This is a genomic window from Synechococcus sp. L2F (assembly GCF_024345695.1).
Classification (GTDB): domain Bacteria; phylum Cyanobacteriota; class Cyanobacteriia; order PCC-6307; family Cyanobiaceae; genus MW101C3.
The window spans coordinates 665205-677223 of record NZ_JAGQBP010000001.1; the positions used below are offsets into that span (position 1 = coordinate 665205).

General features: G+C 70.7%; 11 protein-coding genes and 3 tRNA genes. 8 read left to right on the forward strand and 6 right to left on the reverse strand.

Annotation, left to right across the window (positions count from 1 at the left end):
• Position 1 precedes the first annotated feature (1 nt).
• Both KBZ19_RS03290 and KBZ19_RS03295 read left to right on the forward strand, forming a co-directional pair.
• Positions 2–1147 carry a dipeptide epimerase gene (locus KBZ19_RS03290; RefSeq protein ID WP_255099745.1) on the forward strand — a complete coding sequence of 382 codons (1146 nt, stop codon included), beginning with the start codon at positions 2–4 and terminating at the stop codon, positions 1145–1147.
• Positions 1141–2244 carry a DUF1611 domain-containing protein gene (locus tag KBZ19_RS03295; RefSeq protein ID WP_094510343.1) on the forward strand — a complete coding sequence of 368 codons (1104 nt, stop codon included), beginning with the start codon at positions 1141–1143 and terminating at the stop codon, positions 2242–2244. The genes KBZ19_RS03290 and KBZ19_RS03295 overlap by 7 nt, the downstream gene beginning before the upstream one ends.
• On the opposite strand, the gene KBZ19_RS03300 is transcribed toward KBZ19_RS03295, so the two are convergent.
• Positions 2226–2298, reverse strand: a tRNA-His gene (locus tag KBZ19_RS03300). The two genes, KBZ19_RS03295 and KBZ19_RS03300, sit on opposite strands and share 19 nt — an antisense overlap.
• Between KBZ19_RS03300 and KBZ19_RS03305 the strand changes: the two genes are divergently transcribed.
• The 3 genes from KBZ19_RS03305 to KBZ19_RS03315 are packed head-to-tail and all read left to right on the forward strand — an operon-like array spanning position 2285 to position 5596.
• Complete coding sequence (locus KBZ19_RS03305) at positions 2285–2803, forward strand: DUF4359 domain-containing protein (protein ID WP_255099746.1); 519 nt, start codon at positions 2285–2287, stop codon at positions 2801–2803. The two genes, KBZ19_RS03300 and KBZ19_RS03305, sit on opposite strands and share 14 nt — an antisense overlap.
• Positions 2800–4110, forward strand: coding sequence for an amidohydrolase family protein (locus KBZ19_RS03310; protein WP_255099747.1), 1311 nt, complete (start codon positions 2800–2802; stop codon positions 4108–4110). Before KBZ19_RS03305 ends, KBZ19_RS03310 begins: the two co-directional genes overlap by 4 nt.
• Before the next feature lie 43 nt (positions 4111–4153).
• Positions 4154–5596, forward strand: a complete 1443-nt coding sequence (locus tag KBZ19_RS03315) for an FAD-binding oxidoreductase (RefSeq protein ID WP_255099748.1) — start codon at positions 4154–4156, stop codon at positions 5594–5596.
• Positions 5597–5681: 85 nt separating this feature from the next.
• Here the strand turns inward: KBZ19_RS03315 and KBZ19_RS03320 are convergent, their stop codons facing one another.
• From KBZ19_RS03320 to murA, 5 genes are all read right to left on the reverse strand, one after another.
• Positions 5682–6209, reverse strand: a complete 528-nt coding sequence (locus KBZ19_RS03320) for a pentapeptide repeat-containing protein (protein WP_369802975.1) — start codon at positions 6207–6209, stop codon at positions 5682–5684.
• Positions 6210–6334: 125 nt separating this feature from the next.
• Positions 6335–7594: a folylpolyglutamate synthase/dihydrofolate synthase family protein gene (locus KBZ19_RS03325; protein WP_255099749.1), complete on the reverse strand. Its 1260-nt coding sequence runs from the start codon at positions 7592–7594 to the stop codon at positions 6335–6337.
• Positions 7595–7677: 83 nt separating this feature from the next.
• Positions 7678–8865 carry an aspartate aminotransferase family protein gene (locus tag KBZ19_RS03330; RefSeq protein ID WP_255100038.1) on the reverse strand — a complete coding sequence of 396 codons (1188 nt, stop codon included), beginning with the start codon at positions 8863–8865 and terminating at the stop codon, positions 7678–7680.
• Positions 8866–8950: 85 nt separating this feature from the next.
• Positions 8951–9032, reverse strand: a tRNA-Leu gene (locus KBZ19_RS03335).
• Between the two features lie 71 nt (positions 9033–9103).
• Positions 9104–10405, reverse strand: a complete 1302-nt coding sequence (gene murA / locus KBZ19_RS03340) for a UDP-N-acetylglucosamine 1-carboxyvinyltransferase (RefSeq protein WP_255099750.1) — start codon at positions 10403–10405, stop codon at positions 9104–9106.
• Positions 10406–10575: 170 nt separating this feature from the next.
• On the opposite strand from murA, the gene KBZ19_RS03345 reads away from it, so the two are divergent.
• From KBZ19_RS03345 to KBZ19_RS03355, 3 genes are all read left to right on the forward strand, one after another.
• Positions 10576–10659 (forward strand) — tRNA-Leu (locus KBZ19_RS03345).
• Between the two features lie 74 nt (positions 10660–10733).
• A complete protein-coding gene (locus tag KBZ19_RS03350) occupies positions 10734–10982 on the forward strand; it encodes a hypothetical protein (protein WP_094510338.1) in 249 nt (82 codons plus the stop codon).
• 229 nt (positions 10983–11211) lie between these two features.
• Positions 11212–12009, forward strand: coding sequence for an RNA methyltransferase (locus tag KBZ19_RS03355; RefSeq protein ID WP_255099751.1), 798 nt, complete (start codon positions 11212–11214; stop codon positions 12007–12009).
• The last annotated feature ends 10 nt before the right edge of the window (positions 12010–12019 follow it).

The following is a 12019-nucleotide window of genomic DNA, read 5'->3' on the forward strand; positions in this document are numbered from 1 at the left end:
CATGCACGCTCGTCTTCGCCGCTTTTCCCTTACCAAGGCCGTGCCGCTCACGATCAGCCGCGGCACCTCGCGTGGGGTGGAGCGTGTGCTGGTGGAGATCGAGCACGACGGCACCATCGGCCAGGGCGAGGCCGGCGGCTTCGACACCGGCCATCGACGGTTCAGCACCGATGACGTGGCGGCGGAACTGGACGCCCTGTTGCCGCGCCTGGAAAGCCCCGACGCCCTCGGCCGCCCCCGCGATCCGAGCGAGCGGCAGGCCCTTCAGCCCCTGCTCGCGGGGCTTTCGCCGCCGGCCCGCTGCGCCGTCGATCTGGCTCTGCACGACTGGTGGGGCCGCCGTCTGGGCGAGCCGCTCTGGCGCCTCTGGGGTCTCGATCGCCAGGCCTGTACCCCCACGAGCGTCACCCTGGGGCTGGGCACGGTGGAGCAGGTGCGCGCCCGGCTGGTGGGCTGGCAGGAGCGGCTCGGTGTCAGGCCGCGGCGGGTGAAGCTCAAGCTCGGCAGCCCTGATGGTGCCGACCACGACCGGGCCCTGGTGCAGGCGGTGGCCACCACTCTCACAGGGTTCCCCGGCGCCGAGCTGCAGGTGGATGCCAACGGCGGCTGGGACCTGCCCACGGCGCGCCAGCTGATTCCCTGGCTGGCGCAGCAGGGGGTGGTGCTGGTGGAGCAGCCGCTGCCCGCCCTGCAGGATCCGGAGGCCGATGCCGCCGCCTTCGCCGCTCTCGACCTGCACTGCCCGATCCCGCTCGTGGCCGACGAGAGCTGCTGGGATCTGCAGGACCTGCTGCGGCTGGCTCCCCATGTCGATGGGGTGAACCTGAAGCTGCTCAAGACGGGCGGGCTGTCGGAGGCCTGGCTGATGGCGCAGACCGCCCGACGCCTCGGCCTCGATCTGATGCTCGGCTGCTACTCGGACAGCGCCCTGCTCAACGGGGCCGCCGCCCAGCTGCTGCCGCTGGTGCGCTGGCCCGATCTGGACAGCCACCTCAATCTGGTGGACGACCCCTTCAGCGAGCCGGAGCGGGATGGCGACATCCTGCGCCCCAGCTCCCGGCCGGGCCTGGGTCAGCCCCCCTCAGAGGGTGCCGTCCCCGATGGGACCGCCGCCGGCCCTTCCCCGCCGGAGCCGCCACGGTGCTGAGCGCCTCGGCCCGGGTGGTGCTGCTGCAGCACGATGGCCTCGACAATCTGTCCGGCAAGACGGGCCTGGCGCTGTTGCGCTACCGCAGCGGGCCGATCGTGGCGGTGATCGATCCGGCGCAGGCAGGTCTGCCGCTGGAGCAGGTCACCGGCATCCCCCGCGCCATTCCGGTGGTGGCCAGCCTGGCGGAGGCTCTCCCCTACGGCCCGGAGGTGGCCGTGGTGGGGCTGGCGCCTTCGGGCGGCCTGCTGCCGGAAGCACTGCGCCGCGATGTGGCCGCCGCCCTGCAGGCCGGTCTGCATGTGGCTAGCGGGCTGCACACTCGCCTGGCCGACGACCCCGCGCTGGCGGCCCTGCGCGGTCCCCAGCAGTGGATCTGGGACCTGCGGCAGGAGCCGCCAGGACTGCAGGTGGCTGCGGCACGCTGCGCAGCCCTGCCCGGCCAGCGTCTGCTCGCTGTGGGCACCGACATGGCCGTGGGCAAGATGAGCGCCTGCCTGGAGCTGGTGGCCGCCGCCCGCCGCCAAGGCCTCGACGCCCGCTTCGTGGGCACCGGCCAGGCGGGCATCCTGATCAGCGGCGGCGGGGTGCCGCTCGATGCCGTGCGCGTGGATTACGCCGCCGGGGCCGTGGAGGGGGCGGTGCTGGAGGCCTGCCAGGCCGGTGGGGGCGGCGACCCGGCCGTGGCGGCCTGCAACGACGCCACCCTGGTGCTGGTGGAAGGCCAGGGCTCGCTCTGTCATCCGGGCTCCACCGCCACCCTGCCGCTGCTGCGCGGCAGCCAGCCCACCGGTCTGCTGTTGGTGCATCGCGCCGGTCAGCGGGCGATCTCGCGGCATCCGACCATCCCCATCCCCCCGCTGCCTCAGCTGATCGCGGCGGTGGAGCAGTTGGCGGCGCTGGGCCGTCCGGGCGGCCTGCCGCCGGTGCGGGTGCGGGCCGTAGCGCTCAACACGGCGCTGTTGGGGGAGGCGGAAGCGGCGGCGGCCTGCGCGGATGGGCAGAAAAAAACCGGACTCCCCTGCGGGGATCCGGTGAGGAGCCGCGCAGCAGCCGATCGACTGGTGGCGGCTTTGAGGGCGAGCGAGGGGACTTGAACCCCCGAATGGCGGCGCCACAAGCCGCTGCCTTAACCACTTGGCTACGCCCGCCGTGGTCTTTGCCAATGTATCAAGTAGCCCCGCCTGCTGCCCCTTGCCCGCCGCGCCCCCATCCGCCTCGCGCCTCTGGCCGCTGCTGGCCGGAGCGGCTGGCCTCGGAGGCACCGCACTGGCCCTCCTGTTCACCAACCCTCCACCGAACGACTTCGAAAGCTTCGCCGGCGATCAGCTGGTGGAACTGGCGGTGGAGGAGGTCTGCGGCGCCGATGGGCTGCCGATGCCGTTGCGGCTGGTGGTGCAGAACTGCCCGGAGCTGATCCGCAGCCAGTCGCAGGTGCTTGGCGCCCTGGCCCGGCAGGGCACGACGCGGCACAACTTCGGCGTCTTCAGCCTGTACCAGACGGAGATCGGGGGCCAGGAGGTGTTGCCCTTCCTGCGCATTCCCCGCTACCGGGTCATCACCCTGGCCGGCGCCGGGCACTTCGTGATCCTCTCCACCTCGAAGGACGGCAGAGAGGAGAACGACGCAGGCGCCACCAGCGACGCCAGACCGTGAGCGCCACACCCCTGCCGCCCCTGCGGCTGCCGCGCTGCCTTCTGGATCCAGGCGCCGTCCACCTGCCGGCAGCTGATGCCGATGGCCTGGTAGCCGTCGAGCTGGAGCATGCCGAAGGGCGTTTCACCGCGATCAAGCCCTATCCAGCACAGGCCGAGGCACGGCTGCCACTCGCCCTCACCCCCCTGCTGGAGCCCCACGCCCACCTCGACAAGGCCTTCAGCTGGGAGCGCCATCCCAACCGGACGGGAACGATGGCGGGCGCCCTGGCCGCCAACCAGCGCGAGCATCACGAACGCAGTGTGGAACAGGTGCACGCGCGCGCGGAGCGTGCCCTGGACCAGGGCTGGCGCTACGGCCTGCGGGCCATGCGAAGCCATGTCGACAGTCTCGGCCCCGGCGCCGAGATGAGCTGGGAGGCCCTGCTCGATCTGCAGCAGGCGTGGGCGGAGCGGCTGCCGCTGCAACTGGTGGCGCTGGTGCCGGTGCGGCACTGGGCCACCGCGGCAGGCGAGCAACTGGCGCGTCAGTTGCTGGGTCGGCGGGGGGAGAGTGCAGCCGCGGCCGGCGGGGTGCTGCTAGGCGGCGTGCTGGGCGCCCCGTTCCCCCCCGACGGCGCCGATGGCGAAGGACTGCGGGCTCTGCTGCGCCTGGCCGATGGCCTGGGTTGCGGCGTGGACCTCCACATCGACGAAAGCGCCGATGGCGCTGGCGCTGGCGTGGCCCTGGCCGCCCGCCTCGTGATCGAGCTCCGTATCGGTGTGCCCGTGTGCTGCAGCCACAGCTGCAGCATGTCCCAGCTACCGGTGCGCCGCCTGCTGCCCCTCGCCGACGCCATGGCCGAGGCGGGGCTGGCGGTGGTGGCGCTGCCGACCACCAACCTCTGGTTGCTGGGGCACCGCGACGGCCAGACCCCCGCCCAACGCCCGCTGGCACCGATCCGCCAGCTGCAGCGCGCCGGGGTGACGGTGGCGGTGGGGGGAGACAACGTGCAGGATCCCTGGTATCCGGGCGGAGACTTCGATCCCCTGGATCTGCTGCGCTTCTCCATGCCGGCCGCTCACCTGGCCCCATGGCAGCGCCAGGGCCTGATGCCCTTCACCACCGCCTCCAGCCGCCTGATGGGATTGGCCTGGGACGGGGTGGTGCGACCAGGGGCACCCGCTGATCTGCTGCTGCTGGGCGCCTCCGGCTGGAGCGACCTGCTGGCCCGGCCTGTACCGCGGCGAGTGCTGCGCGCGGGTCGCTGGTTGCCGTCCCCGTCGCCGTCGCCACTGCAGCAACTGCTCGAAGCGCTGCCAGCCTGAGAGCCTGAAAGCCTGCCAGCTTGAAACCACCGCCCCGTTCCCCGTGACCCCCTCCCCTGCCAGCGCACCGGTCGCGCTGCTCCCTGTGGCCCTGCCCGCCGGCCTGCCCGCTCCCGTGAGCGCAGAGCGGATCGAAGCGGTGGCCCGGCAACTCCGTGCCGCCGCCGGCCCCCCGGGCAGCGGCCCCGCTGCGGAGCTGGTGGGGCCAGGCAGCGAGCTTGAGAAACTCTCCCACGACTTCTTCACCTATTCGCCGGTACTCACGCCGCTGCTCAGCGGTCACCACGCCCAGCTGGTGGTGAAGGCCACACAGCTGGGGCACGTGCAGCAGGTGGCGGCGGCCTGCGCCCATCAGCAGGTGCCGCTCACCGTGCGGGGCGCCGGCACCGGCAATTACGGCCAGTGCGTGCCGCTCGCCGGTGGCGTGGTGCTCGATCTCAGCGGCCTGCGACAGCTGCGGCAGTTCGATGCGGCCAGCGGCGTGCTCACCGCAGAGGCGGGCTGCCTGCTGGGCGACCTCGACCGTCAACTGGCGGCCCGGGGCCGCGCCCTGCGGCTCACCCCCAGCACCTCCCGCAGCGCCACGCTGGGGGGCTTCATCGCCGGGGGATCCGGAGGCATCGGTTCCCTGCGCTGGGGCTTCCTGCGGGATCCCGGCAACCTGCTGGGCCTGGAGATCGTGACGGTGGAGCCCGAGCCGCGCCTGCTGACACTCGATGCCACCGGCAGCCGGCCGCTCAATCACGCCTACGGCACCAACGGCATCCTCACGGCGGTGACCGTGCCCACCGCCGCCGCCGAGACCTGGCAGCAGCTGGTGGTCGACTTTGCAGACTGGGATAGGGCGTTGGAGGCCGCCAGGCTGCTGCCCTGCGCTGCCCTGGTGCTGCAGGAACTCTGCCTGCTGGAGGCACCCATCGCCCGCCAACTCCCCCTGCCCGGCGGCTGCCCGGCGGCCCGCGGCCACCGGCTGCTGCTGCTGGCCGCCCCCCATGCCCTGCCGGCCCTGATGCCGCTGCTGGATCAACTGGGCGGAGCCCTGGTGTGGCAAGCAGCGGAGGGGGAAAGCCGCGGGTTGCCCCTGCGCGAACTCACCTGGAACCACACCACCCTGCATCTGCGGGCGCAGGACAAGGGCTGGACCTATCTGCAGATGCTGTTGCCCCAGCCGGAAGGGCCGACGCTCGCCGCCTTGAAGCAGCGCTGGGGCGACGACCTGCTCTGGCACCTGGAGGGCGTGCGTCAGCAGGGCCAGCAACGTCTGGCGGCGATTCCTCTGGTGCGCTGGCGGGATCGGGCGGCGCTGCAGGCCTTGATGGAGCAGGCCAGGGACCTGGGCGCCCTGCTCTTCAACCCCCACAGCCTCACGGTGGAAGACGGCGGGCTGGGGGTGATCGATGCCGACCAGGTGGCCGCAAAGATGGCTTACGACCCAGCGGGGCTGCTCAACCCCGGCAAACTGCGCGGCTGGACCAGCTGCGGCTGATCCAACCGCGGCTGATCAACCCGCCCACATTCAGACACACGGACGCCCGGCCATCCCCGGCCAAACAGGGCGGGGATGCCTGCGCTCAGCCGCACTCCAGGCTGGCCCGGGTGCTGATGCCGGTGAGCGGGTGGGTGCCGCTTGCCCTCTGACAGAGAGCGCGCTGATCGGCGCGGTCCAGCAGGGCATCGGTGAAGTCGGCGTTCTCCACCTGCGCGCCGCTGAAGCTGCTGCCGGCGGCGATCACCCCGCGCAGCAGGGCACCGCGCAGATCGGTTTCACTGAAGTCAGCCCGGTCCATCAGCGCGTCGGAGAGATCGGCGCCACGGAAATCGGAGCGCGAAAACACTCCCTGCGTGAGGATCGAGCCGTGCAGATCGGCTCCAGAGAAATCGGCATCCCGCCCCAGCGCGCCGGCAAACGACGTGTTGGCGAGCTGCTGACCGCTGAAATCCACGCCGCTCTGGTTGGTGAGCGTGTAATCGACCCGGTCCTGAAACAGAGCGCGCTCCTGGAGGCCCACCCCGGCGGAAGTGTCGAGCGCCAGAGCCGGCAGCGGCCCCAGGCCTGCACCCAGCAGCAGCGCCGCTACCAGCACGGCCAGTGCGGCCAAGCGCGTGTTCACGGCCAGGGCTGGGCGCACCGCCAGCCAGCGCCAGCCCGGCAGCGTGGCCGCTTCCACTGCCTCTTTACGCACCACAACCTCTCTATGCGTCATTCCCTCTTGATGCCTCACTGTCATCGCTCCAGCCCGGACATGCCGTCCTCACTCTCCCCTGCCCCGGGGGCCAGGTCCAGCGTGCCAGCCGCCAGCAGGCTGCCCAGCAGGTAGAGCGAGCCCGCCACCACCACCGGCGGGGCCCCGGCAACGGTCTCCCAGACGGTGGACGCCGCCGCCAGTCCCTCTTCCAGGCTGGCGGCAGCCAGCAGGGCGCTGGCCCGCTCGGGGCAGGCGCTGCGGAGCTCGGCGGCGCTCCAGCAGGCGTGGCCGGGAACGGGCACCAGCCAGCAACGATCCGCGGGGGCCAGCAGGGCGTGCACCATCTCCGGGCCCTGCTTGTTGGCCAGCATGCCCAGCACCCAGAGCTGGGGCGGCGCCGGCTCGCCCCTGCCGCCACCGTCAAGTTCGGCCCGCAGCGCCTGGGCCGCCGGCAGGTTGTGCGCCCCGTCCAGCAGCAGGGGCAGCTGGCCCCAGCGCGCCCACTGCCGGCGGCCTGGCCAGCGGGCGGCGGCAAACCCCGCGCTGATCGCCTCATCGGGGAGGTGCCAGCCCTGGCGGCGCAGCACCTGAAGCATCTCCAGCGCCACCGCCGCATTGGTGCGCTGCATGTCGCCCGGCAGGCCATGGCGCCAGCGCAACCGGCCCGCCATCAGCTCCTGCCCCTGTTGCTCCAGCGGGCTCACCCAGTGAAGTTGGCAGCCCTGCAGCTGCGCCCGCTGCGCCAGCACGGCCGCCACATCGGGCCGCTGGGGGCCAGACACGGCCGCGGCGGCCCCATGCAGCACGCCGGCTTTTTCACTGGCGATCGCCGCCTCGCTGTCACCGAGGAATTCAGCGTGGTCGAGGCCGATGCTGGCGAATCCGAGCACGCGGCGATCAGGGTGGACCGTGGTGGCATCCAGCCGCCCCCCCAACCCCACCTCCAGCACCACAATCTCCAGCCCGGCGTCGGCGAAGGCCACGAAAGCCGCCGCCGTCACCAGCTCGAACGGGGTGAGATCGTGACGGCACGCCAGCGGCTGCAGGGCCGTCAGCAGATGGCGCAGGTGGGCGGGAGCGATGGGACCGGCCCCCAGCTGGATCCGCTCGCACCAGCTCACCAGATGGGGCGAGGTGTAGAGCCCGCAGCGATGGCCGGCGGCCTGAAGCGCCGCATGGAGGAGCACACAGATCGAGCCCTTGCCGTTGGTGCCAGCCACCTGCACGGCGGCGAAGCGGCGTTCGGGATGGCCCAGCTCCGCCAGCGCCGCCCGCAGACGCTCCAGGCCCAGGTCCACCCCGCGACGGCTGAACGGTTCGATCAGGTCGGCGAAGTCGTCGATGGGTGGGAACCGATGAGAAACCGTGGCGCTCGACAGCTTTAGGCGCCGGCCAACGCATCCAGCGTTTGCGCGAGGCGGCTGACCGCCAGACGCAGGTGCTTGGGCCGGATCACCAGCGGCGGCACGAAGCGCACGACACGCGGGCCGGCGGGCACCACCAGCAGGCCGGCTTCGATCGCCCGCAGGGCAATCGCCGGCGCCGTGAGCTCGCTGTCGGCCTTGAGCACCAGACCCTGCAGCAGCCCCCAGCCGCGCACCCCCTCGAGTTGGTGGGGGCGCTGGTCCACCAGATCCCGCAACAGCGACTGCAGCAGCATGCCCATGGCCGCCACATGCGGCACCAGGGCGCGCCGCTCCAGCTCCTGCACCACCGTGAGGGCGGCGCGGCAGGCAAAGGGATTGCCGCCGAAGGTGCTGGCGTGGTCGCCCGGGCGGAAGTGATCCACCGAGCGCTTCACGGCCAGGGCTCCGATCGGGATGCCACCGCCGAGGCCCTTGGCGAGGGTGATCGCATCGGGCTCGACGCCGAGTTGCTCGTAGCCCCACAGCGCACCACTGCGGCCTAGGCCGATCTGCACCTCATCGAAGATCAGCAGGATGCTGTGCCGGTCGCAGAGCTCCCGCAGGCGACGGAAGAAGGCGGGATCCCCAGGGTTCACCCCCCCTTCGCCCTGCAGCGGCTCGATCAGCACGGCGGCAACGCGGGGGCCGTCGGCCTCGCAGGCCGTCAGCAGCGCCTCGAACGCGGCGATGTCGTTGTAGGGGAAGAAGCGAAAGCCTTCCACCATGGGCTCGAAGCCGTGGTGGTACTTCGGCTGGCCGGTGGCGCTCACCGCCGCCAGGGTGCGGCCGTGGAAGCTGGCCTGGGCCGTGAGGATGATCGGCCGCTCGATGCCCCGCACGGTGTGGCCATGTTTGCGGGCCAGCTTGATGGCCGCCTCATTGGCCTCGGCGCCGGAATTGCAGAAGAACACCCGATCGGTGCAGCTGCGGCTGGTGATCCAGGCGGCCAGCTCCTCCTGCTCGGGAATCCGGTAGAGGTTCGACACATGCTGCAGGCGGCCCAGTTGCCGTGACAGCGCCTTGCGCATCACACGGTCGCTGTGACCGAGGGTGCAGGTGGCGATGCCGGCGACACAGTCGAGGTAGCGGCGGCCGGCAGTGTCCTGCACCCAGACGCCCTTGCCCTTCGCCAACTCCAGGGGGAAGCGGGCGTAGGTGTCCATCACCGGGTCGGGAACCAGCACCAGCGTGGGAGCGGGCCGCGGTGGCGCGGCGATCTCTACGGACATGGGGCTGAGGCTGGAGGGATGGGAGCGGTGGGACTCGAACCCACATGCCCGAAGGCGCTCGATTTTGAGTCGAGTCCGTCTACCAATTCCGGCACGCTCCCGCTCAACGACTGTAGGGGGAGGCGGGAATCAGCCCCTCGCCCGAGCAACGGGCAACCGCCCGAAGCTCCGCTCAGCCATTCACGCGGCGGATCACCGCGCCGACGCTGTTGAGCTTCCCTTCCAGATCGGCGTAGCCGCGGTCGAGGAACTCCAGGCCCTGCACGCTGGTGGTGCCATCGGCGGCCAGACCCGCCAGCACCATCGCCGCCGAGGCGCGCAGATCGGTTCCCTGCACGGGAGCGCCGCTGAGCCGGGCCACCCCCTCCACGAACGCCGTATTGCCCTGCATGCGGATCGAAGCCCCCATGCGCTGCAGCTCAGCCACATGCTGCAGGCGGTTTTCAAAGATCGTCTCGACGACCATGCTCGTGCCCGAGGCCGTGGCCAGCAGGCTCATGAATGGGGCCTGCAGGTCGGTGGGGAAACCTGGGAACGGCTGGGTGCGCAGGTCGAGGGCCTGAATCCGGTCGGCGCGGATGGTCATGCCGATCCCATCCGCTTCCAGCGAGCAGCCGGCTTCTTCGAGCTTGCTGATCACGGCACCGAGGTGGTCGGGGATCAGCGGGGCGACGCGCAGCACGGAACGGGTGATCGCCGCTGCCAGCAGAAAGGTGCCGGCCTCGATGCGATCGGGAATCACGGCGTAATCGGCGCCATGGAGCCGCTCGACGCCAACAATCGTGATCGTGGGGGTGCCAGCGCCGCGCACCTTGCCCCCCATGGCGATCAGCAGGCCGGCCAGGTCCACCACTTCCGGCTCGAGAGCGGCGTTGTGGATCACCGTTTCGCCTTCGGCCAGAGCCGCGGCCATCATCAACGTTTCGGTGGCGCCGACGCTGGGGCATTCCAGGTGGATGTGGCCACCGTGGAGCCGATGGCTGCGGCCGGGCACCACGGCCGAGACCACACCGTGATCAATGGTGACCTGGGCGCCGAGCGCCTTGAGGCCCCGCACATGCTCAATGACCGGACGGGAACCGATCTGGCAGCCACCAGGAAGGGGAATCTTCGCCACACCCAGGCGAGCCAGCAGCGGGCCGATGCAGAAGAAGCTGGCCCGCAGGCTGTTGACCAGTTCGTAGGGGGCGGTGGAGTGGGTGAGATGGGCCCCATCAAGCTCGATCCAGTCGGGACCGCGCTTCACCTTCACGCCGAAGGCACCGAGGATCTCGCCCATCGCCGCGATGTCGGTGAGCGGAGGGATGTTCCGCAGGCGCAGGGGCTGGGTGCTCATCAGGCAGGCCGCCATCAGCACCAGCGCCGAGTTCTTGGCGCCGCTCACGCGCAGCTCGCCGGCCAGACGGTGTCCCCCAAGGATCTCCAGGCGGGGATTGACCATCAGCTGGGGAGCCACGGCGGCGGTCACGGTCATGGCTGATTACATAGCCGATGGTGCCGGCATCTTGACAATTCAGAGGCGCACCGTCTAGCCGTCCGCCCCCTGAACTGTCTTCCGGAGTACCCCGTGGCGTGACGCGGTAGCCGGTGGCCGGCCGTGAAGGCGATGATCTAGGGTTGCTTGGTCGCTGCGGCGGCACGCCAGCGGATGTGGCGGAATTGGTAGACGCGCTAGTTTCAGGTACTAGTGGCAGCAATGTCGTGGGAGTTCAAGTCTCCCCATCCGCATCATTTTTCAGCCCACTCCCTCTGTCCTGTAGGAACCTCCAATCCGGGTTCTCCTCCGTCGCGCTCCCGTTTCCATGATCGTCCTCAAGATCAGCAATTCCTCCGAGGTCGTGGCGGGGAAGATCGGGCGCTTTCTTGAACGCCTCACCCCTGGCGGTTTCGACGAAACCACCGTCGAGGACATTGTGCTGCAGAAGCTCGTTGAAAACCTCCGCGAGGAGGGCATCCGCGGCGAAGTGGCGGCGGTCAAAGGAATGGATCTTCATGCCACCGAACTGGTGATGAAGGATTCCATGCATGTCAGAAAACATCAGGTCTTCTGAACTCCCGCAGGCCGGCGGCCCCTGGCCAGCCCAAGAACTCCGGAAATCCGGCGACCCCAGCCAACCTGGTGAGCCACTACAATTTGCAGAGCCAAGACAATCTGGCCAATCTGCCGAGCAGAGCCACTATGAGGCCACTGGCCAGCCTTCAGAGTCGCGGGAGCCAGCAACGTTCTTTCGTCCGCTGATCACCAGCCGGCGCAATCCAGTGGTGGGGCGCTTCCGAGCCTTGCATGAATCCCGTGGACGGCGCGACCAGGGACGCGTGCTGCTGGAAGGCACCCACCTGATCGAGGAAGCCGCCCGACTTGGCCTGGCCGCGGGCGAACTGCTCGCCACACCCGCCTGGATCGAGGCCCATCAGGCCCTGCTGCACCAGCATCCGTCGATGGCGGCCGTGCTGCAGCCGGTGGATGAGGCGGTGCTGGCGGCCGCGGCCACCACCCAGCATCCCGATGGGGTGGTGCTGAGCCTGGCCCTGCCCCGTCCCGCCGCACCCGCCAGGCCGGGGTTCGTGCTGGCCCTGGAGCAATTGCAGGATCCGGGCAACCTGGGCACCTTGATGCGCACGGCCCTGGCGGCCGGGGTCGAGGCGCTGTGGTTGGCCGGTGGCGCCGACCCCTGGCAACCGAAAGTGGTGCGCGCCTCCGCCGGCGCGGCCCTCACCCTGCCGCTTGAGCGCCTCGAAGGCCTCGCCCTGCGCCTGCAGCAGGCCCGCGCGCAAGGGGCCCAGGTGGTGGCCACCACCGTGATGGCCCGCAGCGCACCCACCGCCTCTGAGGCCAGCGCCTCTGGGGCCAACACTGCCGCGATTCCCTATTGGCAGCTCGACTGGACGCTGCCAACCGTGCTGTTGCTGGGCAACGAAGGTGCAGGGCTGAGCGCCGACCTGCTCAGCTGTTGCAGCCACCGGGTCACGATTCCCCACAGCGCCGCCGTGGAATCCCTCAACGTGGCCGTGGCGGCCGGGCCCCTGTTGCTGGAACGCTGGCGCCAGCAACAGGAGAGAATGCCGGTCACTCCCTGAGACACGCCCC